This is a genomic window from Microbulbifer maximicatervae (SeqCode), assembly GCF_052467325.1.
On the sequence record NZ_CP174310.1, the window covers coordinates 5,027,726 to 5,049,629 of the forward strand.

The window sequence follows — 21,904 nt, forward strand, 5'->3', positions numbered from 1 at the left end:
TCGAATTCCTTGACTTTGTGTCGACCAGTTTTATAGTGTCGAGAGTGGGAAAAAGTGGAAAATCGTGGAAATTTGTGGTTTATTCGCGATAAGTAAGTGGGTGTTCACACCGCCAGGTTAAAGTCGAACATCTTCCTCCATTGACCTGCCATATGGGAGTGAGTCGCGAGAGGCGCGATCTCCAAAGCGAGAACCACTAAACGTGTATTTGGGCAGCCACGCAATCAATATGGACGCCAAGGGGCGTCTGGCAATACCGGCACGCGTCCGCGATAGGCTGTTGGATGAGTGTGCGGGGTGCTTGGTGGTGACTGCCCATACAGAGGAACGCTGTTTGTTGGTGTATCCGTCGCCCCAGTGGCAGCAAATTCTCCCGAAGATTGAAGCATTGCCCAGCTTTAACAAAGTGGCTCGGCGCGCTCAGCGCCTGCTGATCGGGTATGCCTGTGAGCTGCAGGTGGATGGCAATGGCAGGGTATTGATTCCGCCAACTCTGCGTGAGTACGCGGGGCTGGAAAAGAAATTGATGTTAGTGGGCCAGGGGAAAAAGCTGGAGCTCTGGAGTGAGGAGCGCTGGATGTCCTGGCTTGATGATAGTGAAGACGAAGAGGGTATGCCTGAGGAAATGGCATCCCTCTCTTTATAAGGGGAGTACCGGGTGTCTCAAGAATTGCATCGCAGTGTGTTGTTACGCGAGGCCGTAGACGCTCTGGTGACTGAGCCGGATGGGTTTTATATCGATGGCACCTTTGGCCGGGGAGGGCACAGCGCCTCAATCCTTGAGCACTTGGGGCCCAATGGCCAGTTGGTAGGGGTGGATAAAGATCCCCAGGCTGTTGAATTTGCAGAGCAGCGGTTTGCCGGTGAATCCCGTTTTTCCATTTGGCATGGGTCTTTTGCCGATATGGATAAGGCTGCCGGGCAAGCTGCCGGTAAGGTCAGTGGAATATTGCTCGATCTGGGGGTGTCTTCGCCGCAACTGGATCAGGCCGAGCGCGGTTTCAGTTTTATGCAGGATGGCCCCCTGGATATGCGTATGGATACCAGTCGGGGTATCAGTGCAGCGGAGTGGGTCAACACTGAGGCTGAGGCCGAAATGGCCCGGGTGTTTAAAGAGTACGGCGAGGAGCGTTTTGCCCGTCGAATGGCCGCTGCCATTGTAAAGCGCCGGCTGGAAAAACCATTTGAGCGCACCCTCGATTTTGCCGAGGTTGTGAAAGAGGCGAATCCGGCTTGGGAAAAAGGTAAACATCCCGCTACCCGAGTCTTTCAGGCTATTCGTATTCATATTAATGGCGAGTTGGATGATCTGCAGAGTGCGTTGGATAAATCCCTGCAGTTGCTGGCACCGGGTGGGCGCCTGGTGATTATCAGTTTCCACTCTCTTGAAGACCGAATGGTGAAGCGTTTTATTCGGGAAAAAGAGCGCGGTCCCCAGTTGCCTCGTGGCCTTCCGGTTATGGATAGTCAGATAGCCAAGTCACTGCGTTCGGTGGGCAAGGCAGTGAAAGCCAACACGGTTGAAGTGGATGAAAATCAGCGGTCCCGCAGTGCAGTAATGCGGGTGGCAGAAAAGCTGGCGGGAAGCTGAGTTTATGTCTGGCAAGGCTCTACTTGGAGTGGGGGTAATGTGGATAGCGGTAATACTGTCGTCGCTATCTGTTATTCATACCACCCAACAAAGCCGAGAGTTAACTGCTGAGCTCGGTAAGGCACAAAAAGCCCACGATGAATTGCGCTATGAGCAGGAGCGTCTCCTTTTGGAGAAAAGTGCCTGGTCTGCCTATAGCCGGGTCGAACAGGTCGCTCGAGAAAAATTAAAAATGCATATGCCAGCACCTTCGGAACAGGTATTGGTAGTGGCGGATTAAGTTTTAACCGCCTTGGATGAAGACGTAAGTACCCCACTGCTTGCCCGGTGGGGTTTCTGCGTTTGGGGGCTTTGGCCTTTAAATAATTATAAAGAATTTTGCGTTAATTGAGTTTTGGAGTTCAGGCCCTGGAGAGTGGCATGCTCAGCCGGGATGCAAAATAAATAGATAACGCCAACTGGGAAAACATGGGCGCAGTCAAAAAAAAGGATATTCAGCCGGGTATAGCCCGCTGGCGCTTTGCGCTGGTGGCGGTCCTGCTGTGCCTGCTCGCTCTTACCCTTGTGTTCCACTTGGCCAAACTGCAGGTAGTGCCTGCTGCTGAGCGCGGATATCGTTTCCTGCAAGACCAGGGCCGGGCCCGCACCTTGCGCACCGAAGAGATTGCTGCCTATCGGGGCTCAATAGTCGATCGAAACGGTGAGCTTCTCGCTGTCAGTACACCGGTACACAGCCTGTGGGCCAATCCCAAGCTGTTGAGTGAAATAAGCGATGCGAATTTAGTGCGCCTGGCTCGCGCGCTGGATTTACCGTCTTCCAAACTGGGCTCTCGCCTGAAGAAATACCGAAACAAAGAATTTATGTACCTGCGCCGGCACCTGTCTCCAGAAGAGGCTGAGAAAGTGCTGGACCTGGGTATTACAGGTGTTTTCAGTAAAAAAGAGTATCGGCGCTTCTATCCTGCTGGGGAGGTCGTAGCCCAACTTCTCGGTTTTACCAACATCGATGATCGCGGCCAGGAAGGAATGGAATTGGCCTACGACGATTGGCTGTCCGGACAGCCGGGATCACGTCAGGTAATTAAAGATCTGAAAGGGCGCACGGTAAGGGATTTGGCAATTCGTCAGGAAGCGCAACCGGGCAGGGATCTGCGTTTGTCTATCGATATGCGCCTGCAATATTTGGCTTACCGGGAATTAAAGCGGGCGGTGTCGGAAAACGGCGCCGCCTCCGGCTTTATGGTGATTCTCGATACTCACAGTGGCGATGTGTTGGCCATGGCCAACCAGCCTTCATTTAATCCCAATGATCGCAAAGGGGTTAAATCGGCGGCTATGCGCAACCGTGCGCTGATCGACCAGTTTGAGCCGGGTTCTACAGTGAAACCCTTAACGGTATTGGCGGCTTTGGAAACCGGGCGCTACACCCCAAGAACAGAAATAAACACCAGCCCTGGATATATTCGCGTGCCGGGAAAAACCCTGGTGGACCCGGTTAATTACGGAAAAATAGATCTCACCAAGATTATTACCAAGTCGAGCCAGGTGGGAATTACAAAAATTGCTCTCGATTTGGAACCAAATTCTCTGCGGGGACTCTTTTATCGCTTGGGTCTGGGCGAGGCTGTGGGCAGTGGCTTCCCCGGTGAAGCACAGGGGATCTTGCCCAGTCGCAGCCGCTGGCACCCAATCGAGCGAGCTAATTTCGCCTTCGGCTACGGTTTAACAGTTAACGCCGTGCAGCTGGCACAAGCCTACAGCGTACTGGCGAATGAAGGGGTTAAGCGTCCTGTTTCCCTGGTTTTATCCGGTGACAAAGTACCGGGCGAGCCTGAGCAGGTTATTGAGCAATCCTTGGTTGGGCAGGTCACAGCGATGTTGGAGACGGTGATTTCCCGGGGTACCGGACGCCTTGCCGCTGTAGAAGGTTATCGTGTCGCCGGCAAGACCGGTACTGTGCACAAAGTTGGCAATAGTGGTTATGCGGATAATCGCTATCGCTCAGTATTTGCGGGCTTTATCCCCGCTGATAATCCGCGCCTTGCCGCGGTAGTTGTTATTGATGATCCCAGTCATGCCAAATATTACGGTGGTGAAGTTGCTGCACCGGTATTCGGTGCGGTGATGACTGGTGCTATGCGCCTGTTGCAGGTTCCGCCGGAAAAAATTAAATCGGCGGAGGGGCAATTGGCCGCGCAGTTAAGCGAGAGGGGTTCAAAATCGTGAGTCAGCGCGAAAAACATTCTGTTTCTATCAAAGAATTAGTGCCGGGTTACGCCGGTATTCCCGATATTTCTGTCACTGGTATTGCCCTGGATAGCCGCAAGATAAAAGCGGGCGATGCATTTATGGCCTTGCGCGGTTCTGTGGTCGATGGTCGGGAATATATCGATGCGGCAATTACTGCAGGTGCTGCGGTAGTGCTTGCTGATGGTGACAAGTTGGAATGTAAAAGCCGTGGTGATATCCAGGTGGTCAGTGTTCCCGGTCTGGCAAAGCGGGTAGGGGAAATTGCCGCGCGCTTCCACGGTAACCCCAGTGGTGAAATGCACTTGGTTGGAGTGACTGGCACCAACGGTAAAACCACTTGCGCCTATTTGACTTCCCAATTACTGGCTCGCCACTATGGTAGTGCAGCATTGATAGGCACCATTGGTAATGGGGTCTGGAAAGATAACCAAATCGAATTGCAGGAAACGGGTTTAACAACGCCTGACCCGGTGAGTTTACAAGCGGACTTTGCAAATTATCGCGATAGTGGCGTTGCCGCTGCCGCAATGGAAGTTTCTTCGCATTCACTTTCTCAGGGACGTGTGCATGGGCTGATTTTTGATACGGCAATTTTTACCAATTTGAGCCGCGATCATTTGGATTATCACGGCAATATGGCCGCTTACGGCGCAGCCAAAGAGAAACTTTTCGGACTGCCAAAATTGAAGCGAGGAGTCATTAACCTGGATGATCCGTTTGGCGCCCAGTTGGCAGAGCGCTGTAAATTACGTGGCCTGCGCGTTATTACTTATGGGCTGCAGGCGGGTGATTTATATGTTGCAGACCTGCGTCGCCATGAGCGCGGTTTTTCTGTAAAACTTAATTCCCCTTGGGGTAGCGGTGAGCTGCACGCACCCTTAATTGGCGATTTTAATATTCACAATGCCTTGGCTGTCGTAGCTGCTGCAGCGGCAGAGGGCATGCCTTTTGAAGATATTCTTGCCGCTTTCCCCACTATTAAAGCGGTGCCGGGGCGTATGGAGCGTGTCCTGGTTGAGGGTTCCGATGATGTGGGTGTATTGGTGGATTATGCCCATACACCAGATGCTCTTCGCGCGGCTTTAGCAGCAGCGCGCCCTTACTGTCGCGGTAATTTGTGGTGTGTTTTTGGTTGTGGTGGTGACCGGGATACGGGTAAGCGCGCGGCGATGGGGCGTATTGCCTCCGAGATGGCGGACCGTGCCATTGTGACTAGCGATAATCCGCGCAGCGAAGAACCGCAAAAAATTATCGACGATATTCTCGAAGGGGCTGCCAGTAATATCGAAGTTGAAATTGATCGCGCGACAGCGATATCTCAGGCGGTATCTGCAGCACAACCGGGGGATATTGTATTGATCGCCGGTAAAGGGCACGAAAATTACCAAATTATCGGCAGTGAAAAAATTCACTTCTGCGATCGTGAGCAAGCTGCTGCTGCTCTCAAAGCCCGCGTGGATGAATCGGGCCAGTCAAGTGAAGGCAAGGAGAGCCAAGGTGATTAATTCCCTTACGTTGCAGCAACTGCAAAGCCGTTTTGGTGGTGAGTTAATCAATGGCTCTGTGGAGTTTGAACTGGTTTGTACGGATACCCGCAAGCTGGACCCCAAATCTTTATTTGTTGCTCTGGTTGGCGAAAATTTTGATGCGCACGACTTTGTCGGTGAGCTGGATGGCCAGGTATTGGGGTTGGTTGTCGATCGTGAAGTGCCCAGTTGCAGTTTACCGCAGTGGCGCGTTGAAGATACGACGGTCGCATTGGGACAAATTGGCTTACTGTGCCGTGAACAGTTTGACGGTCCGGTTGTGGCGATTACAGGGTCCTGCGGTAAAACTACCGTTAAGGAGATGCTGTCTGCAATTTTTTCCCAGAGTCATACACCCTGTGTAACCGAGGGAAACCTGAACAACCAGTTCGGTTTACCCATGACTTTGTTTGGGCTGACAGCGCAACACGATGTGTTGATTCTCGAAATGGGAGCTAACGGCCCTGACGATATTGGCTACCTGTGTAGTATCGGCAAGCCGCAGGTGACGGCGGTAAATAACGTAATGCCAGCGCATGTCGAGGGCTTTGGCTCTGTTGATGCTATTGCAAAAGCCAAGGGCCAAATTTATACCAGTTTGGATGTATCGGCGACGGCGGTGATCAATACCGATGATGGCTATGCGAATTACTGGTTGGAGAATATGCCCGAAGGGGTAAAGACTCTGGGTATTGGCTTATCTAATGAGTGTGCTATCCATGCGGATAATATTGTATTGAATCCTAACGGTTGCCCTTCATTTGACTTGGTAATTGAAGGCGTTGCTCACCCTGTTAGCCTGAAATTGCTTGGTGAGCACAATGTTCACAACGCTCTGGTTGCTGCTGGATGTGCTTTTGCTGCGGGAATACCTGCGGTGGAAATTATCAGCGGACTTAACACGGTGACCGGGGTTGCTGGGCGCTTGCAGGAGCAGGCAGGTATAGCCGGTGCAACCGTTATTGATGACAGTTACAACGCGAACCCGGGTTCAGTAGGTGCGGCCATTGAATTGCTGTCACAGCGTTCAGGTAAAAAAATTCTGGTGCTGGGGGATATGGCGGAGTTGGGGCCGGACGCGGAGGAAATGCATAGAAGCGTTGGAGCTTTGGCACGAGAGCGGGGCCTGGATGCGCTGTTTACATTGGGGCCGCTGGGTACTGCCGCCAGCATGGCCTTTTCTGCGGGGAGGCAAGAGTCGCTGCGCAATTATCGCGAGAGAGAACCCCTGGTTACTGCTCTCACTCAACAATTGGATGAACAAACCACAGTTTTGGTTAAAGGATCACGCAGCGCCCGTATGGAATTGGTAGCGCAGGCACTGCTTGGCAATAGCAGAGGGGAGAAGTAATGCTGCTTTGGCTAGCGGAGCTATTACAACAACATGTCAGCGGATTTTCGGTATTTAACTACCTGACAGTGCGCGCAATTCTTGCTGCGTTGACGGCTCTGGGTATTTCACTACTTGTGGGTCCGCGCATGATTCACTGGTTGAACCATTTACAGGTGGGGCAGGCTGTTCGCGATGATGGTCCGCAAAGCCATTTGAGTAAATCTGGCACCCCGACTATGGGCGGCACCTTGATTCTCGCTTCAATTTTTGCCTCAGCCCTACTCTGGTCTGACCTCAGCAATCGTTACGTGTGGGTTACTTTATTAGTTACCTTTGTTTTCGGTGCTGTGGGCTTCGTGGATGACTATAAAAAAGTCGTTTATAAAAACCCCCGTGGCCTTATTGCTCGCTGGAAATATTTCTGGCAATCCGTTGCCGGGTTGGGTGCAGCTATTTATCTGTATATGAGTGCTTCAAGCCCGGCAGAGACCCAGTTTTTTGTCCCGTTTTTTAAAGATGTTGCGATAAATCTGGGACCGGTATCTTTTATATTGTTGACCTATTTTGTCGTTGTTGGCTCCAGTAATGCGGTTAACCTGACTGATGGCCTCGATGGCTTGGCGATTATGCCTACTGTGATGGTGGGTGGAGCACTTGGGGTGATTGCTTATTTATCCGGCCATATGGAATTTGCTGACTACCTGCATATTCCCGCAATTCCAGGAGCCGGGGAGTTGGCGGTGTTCTGCGCTGCCCTCGGTGGTGCCGGACTCGGGTTCTTATGGTTTAACACTTATCCGGCCCAAGTGTTTATGGGGGATGTGGGCGCTCTGGCACTGGGGGCGGCGCTGGGAATTATTGCGGTAATTACCCGTCATGAAATTATTCTGTTCATCATGGGCGGTGTGTTTGTGATGGAAACAGTTTCCGTAATTTTGCAGGTGGCATCCTTTAAATTAACGGGGAAGAGAATTTTTCGTATGGCGCCTCTGCACCACCACTTTGAGTTAAAAGGGTGGCCGGAGCCTCGAGTCATTGTGCGCTTTTGGATTATTACCGTCATTCTGGTCTTGGCTGGTTTGGCAACACTGAAAATTCGATAAATAGATAAATGAGCCTGATCGCGACTTCTTCACAGCAGAAAGTGGTAATAGGTCTTGGCGCTACCGGAAAGTCGGTGGTGCGCTACCTGCTGCGTCACGGCCATACGCCGGTCGTGGCAGACAGTCGCGATAACCCGCCGGGGCTCGAAGCTTTCCGTCAGGAGTTCCCTGAGGTTGCGGTGGAAACAGGTCCACTGCGCCCGGGGACAATACTCGCTGCGAGCTTGATTATTGCCAGCCCGGGAGTTGCGCTTGCTGAACCCGTATTGCAGCAGGCGATTGCGGATGGGATTCCTGTGGTTGGGGATATTGAGTTATTTGCCCAGGCCCTGACTCGGATGCAATCGACAGCAAAGCTCGCCGCGATCACAGGCTCCAACGGAAAGAGTACAGTGACCACACTCCTGGGGGAGATGGTTGAAGAGGCAGGGCTGACAGTTGGTGTGGGTGGCAATATCGGTGTGCCGGTGCTGGATTTACTTGAGAAACCTCTGCCGGACATCTTTGTTTTGGAGCTTTCCAGTTTTCAATTGGAAACCACCTACTCGCTGGCACCTACCGTAGCCACCATTTTAAACATGAGTGCGGACCATATGGACCGCTACCCCAGTATGGTGGAGTACCACCGGGCCAAGCAGCGCATTTATCGCGGAGCGGATCAGTTCGTGATAAATCGCGCGGACCCCTTATCCCAGGGGCCTCTTTCCCGAGAGAGACGGGAGTGGAGTTTTGGGCTTGATCAGCCGGATCTTAATCAGTTTGGCCTGCGCTTGCATGAGGGGCAGAACTGGTTGGCTCGAGGCACAGAAGTTTTAATACCTGTGGCCGATTTGGCTATGGTGGGTAAGCATAATATTGCCAATGGTTTGGCAGCCCTGGCAATGGGTTATGCACTGGGCCTACCCACTGAGGCGATGCTAAAAATTTTACGCAGCTTTCGCGGGCTGAAACATCGCTGTGAGCGCGTGGCTGATTTTGAAGACGTTGTTTATGTTAACGATTCAAAAGGCACCAATGTAGGAGCAACCCAGGCGGCATTGGATGGCTTGGCTACGGCAACCAGTAAAATAGTGCTTATTGCTGGAGGGGATGGCAAGGGTGCTGATTTTGCTCCCTTACGAAAAAGTGCAAGAGCACTCCGGGCCCTGGTGTGTATCGGTGTGGATGGAGAGAAAATAGCCGGTGTCTTTGATGGCCTGTGCGAGATTCGCAGGGCTAGCACAATGGTAGAGGCCGTTGCTGAGGCCAGACAATTAGCCAATGGCGGTGACTATGTATTGTTATCACCGGCATGTGCCAGCTTTGATATGTATAAGAATTTTGAAGCCCGCGGTGATGATTTTCGCCAGGCCGTTCTGGAATTATGCGATACCGCTGGTGACTCCCAGTGAGTGCTCAGGTAATCAAGGTTCAAGGTAGTGAATGGCAGGATGGGCTGCTGCTACTCAGTGTTCTGGTTCTGGCTAGTATTGGTGTGGTGATGGTTGCTTCAGCATCTATCGCCTTTGCTACGGATATTTATGGTGACCCCTGGTATTTCCTCAGGCGTCATTTGGCTTTTTTGATGGTTGGCGGATTAGCTGGATTTGTCGTTAGTCAGATTCCCCTGTCAATTTGGTCGCGACTGTCCTGGCCATTATTACTGTTTGCTTGCCTGTTATTGATTGCAGTGCTTGTGCCGGGGATTGGACGGGAGGTGAACGGTAGCCGGCGTTGGCTGGTATTTGCAGGCATAACTGTGCAACCCGCGGAAGTGGCTAAGTTCTGTCTGCTAGTTTTTTTTGCCAGTTTTTTAACTCGTCGAAATAAACAACTACGTCACTGGACCAGCTTTATGGTGCCAGTGGTGATTCTCGCAACGGTTGCTCTGTTATTGCTTTTACAACCGGACTTCGGTTCGGTGGTTGTAATTTCAGGCACCGTATTGGCAATGGTTTTTTTGGCGGGAGCGCGCCTTCCCCATACTTTTTTATTGGTAGCTGCGGCTGCGAGTGGACTAGCGCTAATGGCACTGATGAGCCCCTATCGCTTACAGCGATTGCTGACATTTCTGGACCCTTGGGGGGATCAGTTTGCCAGTGGCTACCAACTTACCCAGTCCCTGATTGCATTTGGTCGCGGAGAGTGGTTTGGAGTTGGTTTGGGCAATAGTGTGCAGAAACTGTTTTATCTGCCTGAGGCTCATACGGATTTTATTTTTGCCATTCTGGCAGAGGAATGGGGAATGTTGGGTGGCGTAGTGCTGGTAGGGCTTTTTGTTGTTCTCACCTACTCACTGCTCCGCCTGGTAAAAGAGGCCCTGGTGCAGGAGAAATTTTTCGCTGCACTTCTAGCTTTTGGTATGGCAGTGCTATTGGCAGGACAAGCTTTCGTGAATATGGGCGTTGCTTCAGGCTTGTTGCCGACTAAAGGGTTAACGCTGCCATTTGTCAGCTCTGGTGGCAGCAGCCTGATTGTATGTTGTGCATTACTCGGCTTGGCGATGCGGATTCGGGCTGAACTAAAAGAGCCTGTTGAAAACGGAAGCGGGGGGCTTGAGCTTTTGCGTCAGCTGCCAATATTCCATTCACCCAAGTCCAGTGTGAAGGGCAGCAACGGAGAAACGGTTTGATGTCTGAAGTAAATAAGCGTTTTTCTGGAAAGAAGTTTTTGCTGATGGCCGGTGGTACCGGCGGTCATGTGTTCCCAGCGTTGGCTGTGGCTAAAGCGTTGCAAGAGCAGGGAGCTGTTGTCGAGTGGTTAGGTACTGCCCGTGGGATTGAATCCCGATTAATACCTGCGGCGAATATTCCTTTGCACTGCATTAAAGTTGAGGGAATTCGGGGGAAGGGAAAGTTGGCCTTACTTAAAGCCCCGTTGCAAATTTTGCGGGCAATTGCTCAGGCCAGGACAGTTGTTAAGCAGGTACAACCTGATGCAGTACTCGGCTTTGGCGGCTTTGCGACCGGCCCTGGGGGCGTTGCAGCCCGTCTCGGGGGGATACCGTTGATTATTCACGAGCAAAATGCTGTTGCAGGAACGACAAACCGCTTGTTGGCGCGGATTTCCAGCCAGGTGCTTGAAGCATTTCCCAGTGGGCTACCCGGTGCTAGGCAAGTGGGCAATCCAGTGCGCAAAGAAATTTCAGAATTGCCTGAGCCAGAAACTCGAATTGGCAGCCAGTCGTCTCTGCGCCTTTTGGTATTAGGCGGTAGTCTCGGTGCTGTAGCAATTAATGAACTGGTTCCTAAGGCAATCGCATTGCTGGAACCCTCCCTGCGCCCGGTAGTGGTTCACCAGGCTGGAGAGCGCCACCTTCAGGCTGCCAAAGACGCCTATAAAGAGGCGGCAGTAGAAGCTGAGGTGGTCCCTTTTATTGCGGATATGGCTGAGGCCTACCGCTCTGCGGACCTGATTATTTGCCGTTCCGGGGCTTTGACCGTTTCTGAAATTTCAGCTGCGGGAGTCGGTGCAATCATGGTGCCTTTCCCCTTTGCAATTGATGATCATCAAACGCGTAATGGCGAGTGGTTGCAAAATGCTGGCGGAGCGATTGTTATGCAGCAGCGGGAAATGGACGAGCAGAAGTTATCCGGCTTGTTACAAAGCCTGTTAGAAGATCGCCAGAAATTATTGCAAATGGCGACCTCCGCGCGGCGCGCGGCAAAAACTGATGCGACTGAGCAAGTGGTTAACGCTTGCAGAGAAGAGCTGGCCTCGGCCAGGTAACACAGAATAAGTGGACGAAGGTTAAAGTAATGTCTTCAGTGCGGACAAACGAAGATAAAAGTTATGCGGTACCGGCCATGCGCCGTATCCGCCGTATCCACTTTATTGGGATCGGCGGTGCCGGTATGAGCGGTATTGCTGAGGTATTGCAGAACCAGGGCTACGAAGTTTCAGGTTCTGACCTGCGTGAATCTGCGGCAACTGACAGGTTGCGCAAGTTGGGGGTTAAGGTCCAAATTGGGCACAGTGAGGAAAATGTTCGCGGCGTTGATGTTGTGGTTAATTCCTCTGCGGTACATGGCGATAACCCGGAACTGGTTGAGGCGAGAGAAAAGAGAATCCCTATTGTGCGCCGCGCCGAAATGCTCGGTGAACTGATGCGCTATCGCTATGGCATCGCTGTGGCAGGAACCCACGGAAAGACAACGACTACCAGTTTAATCGCCTCAATTTTTGCGGCAGATAAAAAAGACCCGACCTTTGTTATCGGTGGCCTGGTCAACGCTGCCGGTGCCAATGCTGCCTTGGGCGAAAGTCGTTATTTAGTGGCTGAAGCTGATGAGAGCGATGCGTCTTTTATTCACTTACAACCGATGGTGACGGTGATTACCAATATCGATGCAGACCATATGGAAACTTATGGTGGCGACTTCGAAAAGGTAAAGCAGATCTTTATTGATTTTGTTCACAACCTGCCGTTTTACGGTTTGGCGGTAGTTTGCGGGGATGACGCCAATGTTCAGGAAGTTATTCCCAAGTTTTCCCGCCCGGTTCTGACCTATGGATTTGATGAGGGTAATGACTACCGCATCGTTGAAGTAAAGCAAGAGCCACTGCGCAGTCATTTCACGGTACAGAGACCCAAGGGTGATCTATTGCAGGTTTCTGTGAATACGCCGGGTATTCACAATGTTCTCAATGCGACTGCAGCAATTGCTGTAGCTAGTGATGAAGGCGTTAGTGATGAAGCAATTCGCCAAGGCCTGATAGGCTTCCAGGGCGTTGGTCGTCGATTCCAGATCTACGGTGATTATGCCGTTAGCGATGATACCGAAGCTGATAAGGTGATGTTGGTAGATGACTACGGCCACCACCCACGTGAGGTAGCCGCTACCGTAAAGACAGTTAGAGATGGCTGGCCGGATCGTCGTTTGGTAATGATTTATCAGCCCCACCGTTATACCCGTACGCGGGACTTGTTTGAAGACTTTGTTCAGGTCCTCTCCGAGGTGGATAAGTTGATTTTGCTGGATGTATACAGTGCGGGTGAAGCGCCAATAGCCGGTGCCGATGGCAGAACGCTTGCGCGAAGTTTACGCAACAGGGGACAGGTAGATCCGATTTTTATGGAAACTATCGATCAGGTTCCCCCGGTATTAGCTGATCTGTTGGAGCCAGGTGATATTGTCCTGACCCAGGGAGCTGGCAACGTCGGAGCACTTTCGCAAAGGTTGGCTGATTGGCGCTTGGGCGAGCGCAGCGGCGAGGGCTAAGTAGCTAGTGAAAGGAGCTGGAACGAAATCAGCCGGGAGAAAAAAAAGACGGCTCGCGGAGCGAGCCCTCTTGGAACCGATGATCCCGAGAAGCTTCGTCTGAACTGGAAGCGGTGTTTTTTTTTATTGGTGATGTTCGCAGGCTTTAGTGCTTTGCTCTATGGTGCAGTTTGGTTATGGCGATGGGTGCCATCGGTTGAGTTGAGTAATGTTGATGCCCTAGAGCAAGTTGAAGTACGCGGGGCTTTTAATGCGGTAACTGAAGAAGAGTTAAGAGAGGTGCTTCTTCCTCACTTGAAAGCGGGCTTTTTTTCAGCGGACATTCAGGCGATGCAGCAGACATTACTGTCTAACCCCTGGATTACTTCCGCCTCGGTGAGCAGGCGTTGGCCGAAGGGTGTTGAGGTTGATATCACTGAAGCGCAACCTCTCGCCACCTGGGGTAAAGATAAATTGTTGGTAGCGAGTGGGGATCTGCTGCCGCGTCCGTCACATATGGGGGTTCAGTCCCTGCCCGAGCTTGCCGGGGATGAAGAATTGGTAGAGCGGATTATGCTGCAATACCGCGCGCTTGCGGGGTTACTGACCACGCGGGATATGGAGGTTAAACGGTTGTCATTTGACGACCTAAGCGGTTGGCATCTGGAGTTAGTGTCGGGAATTGAATTAAAACTTGGCCATGATGCTTTATTGGAGCGGGTACACCGTTTTCTGTATTTGAGTCGGGGTGTACTGGCGCCGCACTTGCAAAAAGTTGTCAGCGTCGATACGCGCTACAGCAATGCGGTAGCGGTTCAGTGGAAAGACGAAGAAAAGTAAACATCGAGGCAGCCCGGGTGGCTGTTTTATAGATAAAAGTTTAAAAGCGAATGCTGTGTTCTGGTCCGATAGCAGAACCTGAAACAGAATGCAGCTCAGCGAGGTTGGCACGAAAATGACACAGGTATCCGATCAGCGCATGATTGTTGGACTGGATATAGGCACCTCTAAAGTAGTCGCTATTGTCGGTGAAGCTTCCGGTGATGGGGAACTTAATATTGTCGGTATCGGCTCTCATCGTTCCACTGGAATGAAAAAGGGCGTAGTGGTTAATATTGAATCAACCGTGCAATCTATACAGCGCGCTGTGGAAGAAGCTGAGTTGATGGCGGGTTGTGAAATTCACTCTGTGTACGCAGGGATTGCGGGAAGTCACATTCGCAGCTTGAACTCTCACGGTATAGTTGCGATTAAGGATCGAGAGGTTACCCAGCAGGATCTCGATCGTGTTATAGACGCTGCCAGGGCTGTCGCTATTCCTGCGGACCAGAAGATTTTGCACACGCTTCCGCAGGAATACCTGATTGATAATCAGGAAGGGGTAAAAGAACCTCTCGGAATGTCTGGTGTTCGCCTCGAAGCAAAGGTCCATTTGGTCAGCGGTGCAGTGAATGCTGCACAGAATATTGAAAAGTGTATTCGTCGATGTGGTCTGGAAGTAGAAGATGTCATTCTTGAACAATTGGCTTCAAGTTATGCAGTCCTGACCGAAGATGAAAAAGAGTTGGGAGTATGCATGGTAGATATTGGTGGGGGAACCACCGATATTGCTGTGTTTACTGGTGGATCTATTCGGCATACGGGTGTGATACCGATTGCTGGAGACCAGGTTACCAATGATATTGCCATGGCTTTGCGCACACCGACACCGCACGCAGAAGACTTGAAAATCAAATATGCGTGCGCGTTGGCAAAACTCGCTCGCGAAGGTGAGACCATTAAGGTACCGAGCGTTGGTGATCGCGCGCCCAGGGATTTATCCCGACAGGCATTGGCCGAGGTCGTTGAGCCGCGCTACGACGAATTGTTTACATTAGTACAGGCGGAGTTACGTCGCAGCGGCTTCGAAGATTTGTGTGCGGCAGGTGTAGTACTTACCGGCGGCTCTTCAAAAATGGAGGGCGCGGTTGAACTGGCTGAGGAAATTTTTCATATGCCGGTTCGCCTAGCGGTGCCTCAGGGTATTGCAGGTTTGACGGATATCGTCAGCAACCCAATTTATTCCACTGGAGTTGGATTATTGATGTATGCGATGCAGCAGGAAGAGGCTCGAGAGGGCAAAATACAGCCTGTGCGCAACGATAATCAGTGGTGGGACAAGGTAAAGCACTGGTTTCGCGGAAATTTGTAATAGAGTGCAACCAGATTTAGCCATCCGGTGAAGGATTTTTTTTAGGCATGGCTGTAAAATTCGACATGAGCAAGAAAGGGGAACAGCAATGTTCGAACTAGTTGATAGCGTACAGGATAAGCCTGTCATCAAGGTGATTGGTGTCGGCGGCGGTGGTGGTAATGCTGTTAAGCATATGATCGCCAATGATGTTGAGGGCGTAGACTTTATTTGTGCAAATACAGATGCACAGGCTCTTAAAGATGTTGAGGCCCGCACAATCCTGCAACTGGGTAACACAATTACACGCGGTCTGGGCGCAGGGGCAAACCCGGATATTGGTCGTCAGTCCGCACTTGAAGATCGCGATCGCATTGCTGAGGTATTAACCGGTGCGGATATGGTATTCATCACTGCCGGTATGGGCGGTGGTACCGGTACCGGTGGTGCGCCGATTGTCGCTGAGATTGCAAAAGAACTGGGCATCCTTACCGTTGCGGTAGTTACTCGCCCATTTAAGATCGAAGGGCGCAAACGCACAGTTGTAGCTGAAGAGGGTATCCTCGAACTGCGCGATAAAGTCGATTCTCTGATTACTATCCCCAACGATCGCTTGTTGGAAGTACTCGGCAGCAAGATCACAATGAAATCTGCTTACAAAGAAGCAGATAACGTTTTATTGGGTGCTGTACAAGGTATTGCCGACCTGATGATTCGCCCGGGCATCATGAACGTGGACTTCGCCGATGTGCGAACCGTGATGTCTGAAATGGGTATGGCGATGATGGGGTCCGGCTCCGCTGTCGGTGAGAACCGTGCACGCGAAGCGGCTGAGAAAGCCGTGCGAAGCCCGCTGCTGGATAACGTCAACCTGGCTGGTGCTCGCGGTATTCTGGTGAATATTATCACTGGTAGCGAAGAGGCGGGCTGTCAGGAGCTGACCCTGGGTGAGTACTCTGAAGTAGGTGAGATTGTCCAGGAAATCGCCTCCGATGAAGCTACTGTGGTTATTGGTACCGCGGTGGATGACAAGCTCGGTGATGAGATGCGGGTTACTGTTGTGGCCGCAGGCCTTGGAGAGGGCTCTCCGGCCGCGCGCCCGGCAAAGGTAGTGGATAATACCCGCCGCCCTGAGCCTCGGGAGCCCGTTCGTGAAACCCGTGAGGCTCGCGATAGTCACACAGCTCATGCTGGTCACAGCTCTGCAGGGCTGGCAAGCCGCGAAGCTATTGATCCGCGCCCGCGTACTGAAGCGGAGCGCCCCAAGCGCCCGGCTCCTGCCTTGAATCCCGCTGATGCGGATATGGAGTACCTGGATATTCCAGCCTTCCTGCGCCGTCAGGCAGACTAGAAAAACGGTACCGCAGAGGCAGAACACCGCTCATGTCTGCCCGGCTCCGGCTGGGTATTGCCGCTGCGGTACGGCTTTTGCTCGGGTCTACCTTGTCGAATGGGTGGGCCCTTGCCCCGTTTGTGTAGATTTTGATCAGAACTGGTGAGTCGCAATAACTATCTAAAATAATTAACAATTATTAACAGCGCTTGCGGAGCTTAGGATCTTAGAATGCTGTCATAGCGACATGCGTTGGCGCTGCAATCTTTGCTTGATCTATCCTCATATAGGTAGGTGGTGCACAGTTGTGGTGACCACTCGCCCAGAATTGGTATTGGCGTCGCAATTGTGCTAGTATCGATGGCTTGCTGCGCCTTAGGGGCGTAGTCCACCGACGGGGAAAAGATAGTTTCATGATCAAACAGCGCACGCTTAAGAATGCTATTCGCGCCACTGGCGTAGGTCTGCACACTGGCAAGAAAGTTGTACTTACCCTTAAACCAGCGCCCGTAGACACCGGTATCGTGTTCCGTAGAACCGATTTGGACCCGGTAGTTGAAATCGAGGCTCGTGCGGAAAATGTCGGCGACACTCTCCTTTCAACCACCCTGGAAAAGGGTGATGTTCGCATTGCTACGGTAGAGCACCTGCTCTCGGCAATGGCGGGCCTTGGCATTGATAACGCGGTTGTCGAGTTATCCGCTCAAGAAGTGCCTATTATGGATGGCAGTGCCGGCCCATTTGTATTTCTAATTCAATCTGCAGGTATCCAAGAGCAAGCAGCTCCGAAGAAATTCCTGCGAATCAAGAAGCCAGTAACTGTAGAGGATGGCGATAAGGTTGCCAGCTTCCTGCCTTTTAATGGCTTTAAAGTATCCTTCACAATCGACTTTGACCACCCGGTTTTCCAGGGGCGTAACCTGAGTTCATCCGTGGACTTCTCCAGCACCTCCTTTGTGAAGGAAGTGAGTCGCGCCCGTACCTTTGGCTTTATGCACGAAATCGAGTACCTGCGCTCCAAGGGCCTGGTTCAGGGCGGTTCCGTTGATAACGCAATTGTGATTGATCAGTACCGCATTCTGAATGAAGGCGGGTTGCGTTATGAAGACGAATTTGTGAAACATAAAATTCTGGATGCGATTGGCGATCTCTATCTTCTGGGGACCAGCCTGATTGGTGAGTTCAAGGCATTTAAGTCTGGCCATGCGCTGAACAATAAATCCCTTCGCAACCTGATGGCTCAGGAGGATGCTTGGGAAATGGTCACCTTTGAAGGTGAGCAGGAAGAAGCACCGATCTCTTATATCAAACCTATTTTGGCAGTTTGATACTTTCGCAAGAAGCCGGCATTATAGTGCCGGCTTTTTTGTATGATTGTTTCACAGAGAAAGCCTATAGATTTTTGGTATCCTTATTGGTTTGGCACCTCGGCTTGTGAGCTGGGGACTAACGAAAATTAAAAATGTCGAACTTCTCACAGCTCCTATGAAAGTAATCCTGGTTAATGAGCGCGGTGCGACTCGCAGCTTTAATTTTGGCAGTTTGAGCAAAGCCCTGTTGGGGTTGTGCTTGCTGAGCCTCCCTGTGGGTGCATTTATGCTGGGGGCGAATTTACCGGTTACTAAAACTGACCTATTTGATTCCCGAACGGCCAAGGCCTGGAGTCGCGCACTGCGCAAACAGCAGGAAGAAATTGCTGAAGCAGATAGAGAGGCGCGGGAGCAGCTGGCAGCTCTTACCGTTAAGCTTGCGGAGTTGCAGGCACGTTTAACTCGCCTTGATGCACTGGGTGAGCGTTTAACCTCTGTTGCCAATCTCGATGAAGGAGAGTTTGAGTTTGGCAGTGCACCTGCTATTGGTGGGCCGGAAGACCCCGGAATCGCAGGTGCATCGGAGTTGCCGTATCAGCCACCGGAATTCCTGGATGTTATTGGAGATCTCTCTCATCAGATTGAAGATCGCCAGATGCAGCTGAACACACTCGAATCCCTGATGGCCAACCTCAAACTTGAGGACGAGCAGTTTTTGGCGGGCCGCCCGATCAGCAAGGGATGGATGTCTTCCCGTTATGGTTATCGCACCGATCCATTCACTGGCCGTAGGACTTGGCACAAGGGTGTGGATTTTGCTGGCAAGATGGGCTCCGATGTTGTTTCGGTAGCCGCAGGTGTTGTCACCTGGGCTGATGAGCGCCATGGCTATGGTCAGTTGGTAGAAATTAATCACGGCAATGGTTATTCAACCCGCTATGGGCACAATAGTGAGCTGAAAGTGGGATTGGGTGACGTGGTCAAGAGAGGGCAAATTATTGCCCTGATGGGTTCCAGTGGCCGTTCTACCGGGCCCCATGTTCACTTTGAGATATATAAGAACAACCGCACGGTTGATCCAGCTAGCTATATCCGCCGCACAGGCAGATAAGAACTATCCTTCCTTTACGCGTAATTGTTGGTAGCTTGGCATAAGAGTTGCCAGCGCTTGCGCCTTCCTGTTTACTTGCACCCCTCGCATAAAGGAGCGTCGGTGCATCGATCTGCCCGATATTAGCGCCGACAGCGCAAATAAGATAAGTGGTTTCTAGATAATGATTGGCAAACTGATTAAATCGGTCTTTGGTTCAAAAAATGACCGCGAGCTGAAGCGCATGCGACGCGTCGTGGGAAAGATCAACGCTTTGGAAGAGGATTTCCAGAAGCTTGACGATTCAGGCCTGCGGGCTAAAACGGATGAGTTCAGGCAGCGACTCGCTGACGGGGAAAAGCTCGATCAAATTCTGCCTGAGGCGTTTGCTGCAGTGCGTGAAGCGGGTCGCCGGGCCATGGGGATGCGCCACTTCGACGTTCAGCTGATCGGTGGTATGACCTTGCATGAAGGGCGTATTGCAGAAATGCGTACCGGTGAAGGTAAAACCCTGGTTGCAACCCTGCCGGCCTATCTGAATGCGCTTGAAGGTAAGGGCGTTCATATTGTTACGGTGAACGATTACCTCGCTTCGCGGGATGCCAATTGGATGCGCCCGGTATATGAGTTCCTGGGCATGACGGTGGGAGTTATTGTTTCCCAGCAGCCACCGGAAGAAAAGAAAGCGGCCTATGAGGCTGACATTACTTACGGCACTAATAACGAATTCGGTTTTGATTACCTGCGTGACAACATGGTGTTGCGCAAAGAGGACCGCACCCAGCGCCCTCAGAACTTCGCTATTGTCGATGAGGTGGATTCCATTCTGATCGATGAGGCGCGTACTCCGTTGATTATTTCTGGAGCCGCCGAAGACTCGTCTCACCTTTATATGGCGATGAATAAGCTGGTTCCCCAGCTGGAGCGTGCCGAAGAGGGTGGGGAGGGGCACTACACCGTTGATGAAAAGACTCGCCAGGTTGAGCTGACCGAGCAGGGGCACTTATTAATCGAAGACCTGCTGTCACGCAGTGGGTTGATGAAGGAAGACCAGTCCCTTTACGCCCCTGGGAACCTGGGCCTGTTGCACCATGTGCACGCCGCCCTGCGCGCGCATGTACTGTTTAATCGCGATGTGGATTACATCGTGCAGAACGGCCAGGTGGTATTAATTGATGAGCACACCGGCCGGACCATGCCCGGTCGCCGTCTCTCCGAAGGCCTGCACCAGGCTTTAGAGGCAAAAGAGAGTGTGCAGATTCAGAGTGAGAGCCAGACTCTCGCTTCTACAACATTCCAGAACCTGTTCCGCTTCTACCCCAAACTTTCGGGAATGACCGGTACAGCGGATACAGAGGCGTTTGAATTCCAGCAAATTTACGGTCTGGACGTGGTGGTAATTCCCACCAATAAGCAAATTCAACGTGAAGATCTCAATGACCTGGTTTACCTAAGCCAGGAAGAGAAGATGGAAGCGATTATTGAGGATGTGAAGCACTGTCGCGAAAAGCAGGCTCCGATCCTTGTAGGTACCGCTTCTATCGAAACCTCTGAAGAAATGTCCCGCAAGTTGCAAAAGGCGGGCATTAAGCACCAGGTTCTCAACGCGAAATATCACGAGCGCGAAGCACAGATTATCGCCCAGGCGGGTCGCCCGGGTGCGGTGACTATCGCTACCAATATGGCCGGTCGCGGTACCGACATTGTTCTCGGTGGTAACTGGGAAGCTGAAGCGGCGGCCTTGGGTCAGGAAAAAGATCGCGAACTGACTGAAGCGGAGCTCGCACAAGTCAAGGAAGATTGGAAGAAGCGTCACGAGCAGGTAATCGCTGCGGGCGGTCTGCATATTATCGGTACTGAGCGCCATGAATCCCGCCGTATTGATAACCAGCTGCGAGGTCGTGCAGGTCGTCAGGGTGACCCAGGTGTTACTCGTTTCTACTTATCTCTGGAAGATAACCTTATGCGCATCTTCGCCTCTGACCGGGTGAAGAATTTTATGCAGATGCTGGGTATGGAGCGCGGTGAGGCGATTGAGCACCGCATGGTTTCCAACGCTATCGAAAAAGCCCAGCGCCGTGTGGAAGGTCGAAACTTTGATATTCGCAAACAGTTGTTGGAATACGATGACGTGGCCAATGACCAGCGTCAGGTGATTTACGGCCAGCGCAATGAGCTGCTGGAAGCTGAGGTTATCAGTGATACGATCTCTGCCATTCGTGAAGATGTGGTTGACGGCATTGTCTCCGGTTCTATTCCCCCCCAGAGCGTGGAAGAGCAGTGGGATATTCCAGCCCTGGAGCAGCAGCTCTCTGGCGAATTAGGTATCCAGTTGCCGGTTCAGCAGTGGCTCGATGAAGATCGCACTCTGCACGAAGAGAGCCTGCGGAAAAAGATTACTGTCGCCGCGCAGGAAGCCTATGCTGCAAAAGTTTCCCGTATTGGTGAATCTTCCGGTGATGCCAATCTGATGCCGACTATCGAGCGTCAGATTATGCTGCAAGTATTGGATCAGTTGTGGAAGGAGCACCTTTCCAGCATGGACCACTTGCGTGCGGGTATTGGTTTGCGGGCTTACGCCAACAAAAACCCCAAGCAGGAATTCAAGCGCGAGTCTTTCCACCTGTTCCAGAGCATGCTGGAGAACCTCAAGCATGAAGTGGTGCGTATTCTTGCCCACGTAGAGCCGATGACTCGTGAGCAAGCGGAAGAGATGGAGCAGCGTCGCCTGGAAGAGCAGCGCAGGCAGCAGCTTGAGCTGCAACACGCTCAAGCTTCGGCGCTTCCAGAAAGTGAGCCCAAGGAGCAGCAGCCGGCTACCCCGGCACCGGAGCGTCGCGGTCCTAAAGTCGGGCGCAATGATCCCTGCCCCTGTGGTTCCGGGAAAAAGTACAAGCAGTGTCACGGCAAGCTGGCTTCCTCCACCCAGAGCTAATTCTCTACTGCTTGAATTCAGAAAGTGCCCCGCTTAGCGGGGTATTTTTTTAACCGATAAAAGAATTATCTGCGGAAAAAGAT

Annotated in this window: 17 protein-coding genes; all 17 read left to right on the plus strand. The window is 51.9% G+C overall.

Annotation, left to right across the window (positions count from 1 at the left end; all coding sequences use genetic code 11):
• The first annotated feature begins 202 nt into the window (after positions 1-202).
• The 17 genes from mraZ (at position 203) to secA (ending at position 21,821) form a co-directional block, all read left to right on the plus strand.
• Positions 203-646 (plus strand): division/cell wall cluster transcriptional repressor MraZ, encoded by a 444-nt coding sequence (gene mraZ / locus ACJJIE_RS22375; RefSeq protein ID WP_282933875.1) that lies wholly within the window; start codon positions 203-205, stop codon positions 644-646.
• A 12-nt stretch (positions 647-658) separates the two neighbouring features.
• Positions 659-1,591, plus strand: a complete 933-nt coding sequence (gene rsmH / locus ACJJIE_RS22380) for a 16S rRNA (cytosine(1402)-N(4))-methyltransferase RsmH (RefSeq protein WP_413663018.1) — start codon at positions 659-661, stop codon at positions 1,589-1,591.
• 4 nt (positions 1,592-1,595) lie between these two features.
• Positions 1,596-1,871: a cell division protein FtsL gene (gene ftsL / locus ACJJIE_RS22385; RefSeq protein WP_413663017.1), complete on the plus strand. Its 276-nt coding sequence runs from the start codon at positions 1,596-1,598 to the stop codon at positions 1,869-1,871.
• Positions 1,872-2,059: 188 nt separating this feature from the next.
• Positions 2,060-3,817, plus strand: coding sequence for a peptidoglycan D,D-transpeptidase FtsI family protein (locus ACJJIE_RS22390; RefSeq protein ID WP_444893031.1), 1,758 nt, complete (start codon positions 2,060-2,062; stop codon positions 3,815-3,817).
• Positions 3,814-5,346, plus strand: coding sequence for a UDP-N-acetylmuramoyl-L-alanyl-D-glutamate--2,6-diaminopimelate ligase (locus ACJJIE_RS22395; protein ID WP_444893032.1), 1,533 nt, complete (start codon positions 3,814-3,816; stop codon positions 5,344-5,346). The genes ACJJIE_RS22390 and ACJJIE_RS22395 overlap by 4 nt, the downstream gene beginning before the upstream one ends.
• Positions 5,339-6,718, plus strand: a complete 1,380-nt coding sequence (locus tag ACJJIE_RS22400; protein WP_444893033.1) for a UDP-N-acetylmuramoyl-tripeptide--D-alanyl-D-alanine ligase — start codon at positions 5,339-5,341, stop codon at positions 6,716-6,718. Before ACJJIE_RS22395 ends, ACJJIE_RS22400 begins: the two co-directional genes overlap by 8 nt.
• A complete protein-coding gene (gene mraY, locus ACJJIE_RS22405; RefSeq protein WP_444893034.1) occupies positions 6,718-7,803 on the plus strand; it encodes a phospho-N-acetylmuramoyl-pentapeptide-transferase in 1,086 nt (361 codons plus the stop codon). Before ACJJIE_RS22400 ends, mraY begins: the two co-directional genes overlap by 1 nt.
• An 8-nt stretch (positions 7,804-7,811) precedes the next feature.
• Positions 7,812-9,194, plus strand: a complete 1,383-nt coding sequence (murD, locus tag ACJJIE_RS22410; RefSeq protein ID WP_444893035.1) for a UDP-N-acetylmuramoyl-L-alanine--D-glutamate ligase — start codon at positions 7,812-7,814, stop codon at positions 9,192-9,194.
• Positions 9,191-10,414, plus strand: coding sequence for a putative lipid II flippase FtsW (ftsW, locus tag ACJJIE_RS22415; protein WP_444893036.1), 1,224 nt, complete (start codon positions 9,191-9,193; stop codon positions 10,412-10,414). The genes murD and ftsW overlap by 4 nt, the downstream gene beginning before the upstream one ends.
• A complete protein-coding gene (murG, locus tag ACJJIE_RS22420) occupies positions 10,414-11,511 on the plus strand; it encodes an undecaprenyldiphospho-muramoylpentapeptide beta-N-acetylglucosaminyltransferase (protein ID WP_444893037.1) in 1,098 nt (365 codons plus the stop codon). The genes ftsW and murG overlap by 1 nt, the downstream gene beginning before the upstream one ends.
• A 29-nt stretch (positions 11,512-11,540) precedes the next feature.
• The gene (murC, locus tag ACJJIE_RS22425; protein ID WP_444893038.1) at positions 11,541-13,004 is read left to right on the plus strand and encodes a UDP-N-acetylmuramate--L-alanine ligase; all 1,464 of its coding nucleotides are present in this window, start codon (positions 11,541-11,543) and stop codon (positions 13,002-13,004) included.
• Between the two features lie 132 nt (positions 13,005-13,136).
• Positions 13,137-13,823: a cell division protein FtsQ/DivIB gene (locus ACJJIE_RS22430; RefSeq protein ID WP_413665884.1), complete on the plus strand. Its 687-nt coding sequence runs from the start codon at positions 13,137-13,139 to the stop codon at positions 13,821-13,823.
• 115 nt (positions 13,824-13,938) lie between these two features.
• On the plus strand, positions 13,939-15,174 hold the full coding sequence (gene ftsA, locus ACJJIE_RS22435) for a cell division protein FtsA (RefSeq protein WP_282933862.1): 1,236 nt from the start codon (positions 13,939-13,941) through the stop codon (positions 15,172-15,174).
• A gap of 88 nt (positions 15,175-15,262) precedes the next feature.
• Positions 15,263-16,504, plus strand: a complete 1,242-nt coding sequence (ftsZ, locus tag ACJJIE_RS22440) for a cell division protein FtsZ (protein WP_444893039.1) — start codon at positions 15,263-15,265, stop codon at positions 16,502-16,504.
• 395 nt (positions 16,505-16,899) lie between these two features.
• Complete coding sequence (lpxC, locus tag ACJJIE_RS22445) at positions 16,900-17,814, plus strand: UDP-3-O-acyl-N-acetylglucosamine deacetylase (RefSeq protein ID WP_282933860.1); 915 nt, start codon at positions 16,900-16,902, stop codon at positions 17,812-17,814.
• A 157-nt stretch (positions 17,815-17,971) separates the two neighbouring features.
• Positions 17,972-18,907, plus strand: coding sequence for a M23 family metallopeptidase (locus ACJJIE_RS22450; RefSeq protein WP_444893040.1), 936 nt, complete (start codon positions 17,972-17,974; stop codon positions 18,905-18,907).
• A gap of 163 nt (positions 18,908-19,070) precedes the next feature.
• On the plus strand, positions 19,071-21,821 hold the full coding sequence (secA, locus tag ACJJIE_RS22455) for a preprotein translocase subunit SecA (protein WP_444893041.1): 2,751 nt from the start codon (positions 19,071-19,073) through the stop codon (positions 21,819-21,821).
• Positions 21,822-21,904: the final 83 nt, after the last annotated feature.

Excerpts from the sequence above, each read along its gene's own strand:
- secA (WP_444893041.1), top strand. The coding sequence starts at position 19,071 with ATGATTGGCAAACTGATTAAATCGGTCTTTGGTTCAAAAAATGACCGC.
- ftsZ (WP_444893039.1), top strand. The coding sequence starts at position 15,263 with ATGTTCGAACTAGTTGATAGCGTACAGGATAAGCCTGTCATCAAGGTG.
- mraY (WP_444893034.1), top strand. The coding sequence starts at position 6,718 with ATGCTGCTTTGGCTAGCGGAGCTATTACAACAACATGTCAGCGGATTT.
- ACJJIE_RS22390 (WP_444893031.1), top strand. The coding sequence starts at position 2,060 with ATGGGCGCAGTCAAAAAAAAGGATATTCAGCCGGGTATAGCCCGCTGG.
- ACJJIE_RS22450 (WP_444893040.1), top strand. The coding sequence starts at position 17,972 with ATGAAAGTAATCCTGGTTAATGAGCGCGGTGCGACTCGCAGCTTTAAT.
- ftsA (WP_282933862.1), top strand. The coding sequence starts at position 13,939 with ATGACACAGGTATCCGATCAGCGCATGATTGTTGGACTGGATATAGGC.
- ftsL (WP_413663017.1), top strand. The coding sequence starts at position 1,596 with ATGTCTGGCAAGGCTCTACTTGGAGTGGGGGTAATGTGGATAGCGGTA.
- ACJJIE_RS22430 (WP_413665884.1), top strand. The coding sequence starts at position 13,137 with ATGTTCGCAGGCTTTAGTGCTTTGCTCTATGGTGCAGTTTGGTTATGG.
- lpxC (WP_282933860.1), top strand. The coding sequence starts at position 16,900 with ATGATCAAACAGCGCACGCTTAAGAATGCTATTCGCGCCACTGGCGTA.
- murG (WP_444893037.1), top strand. The coding sequence starts at position 10,414 with ATGTCTGAAGTAAATAAGCGTTTTTCTGGAAAGAAGTTTTTGCTGATG.
- murC (WP_444893038.1), top strand. The coding sequence starts at position 11,541 with ATGTCTTCAGTGCGGACAAACGAAGATAAAAGTTATGCGGTACCGGCC.
- murD (WP_444893035.1), top strand. The coding sequence starts at position 7,812 with ATGAGCCTGATCGCGACTTCTTCACAGCAGAAAGTGGTAATAGGTCTT.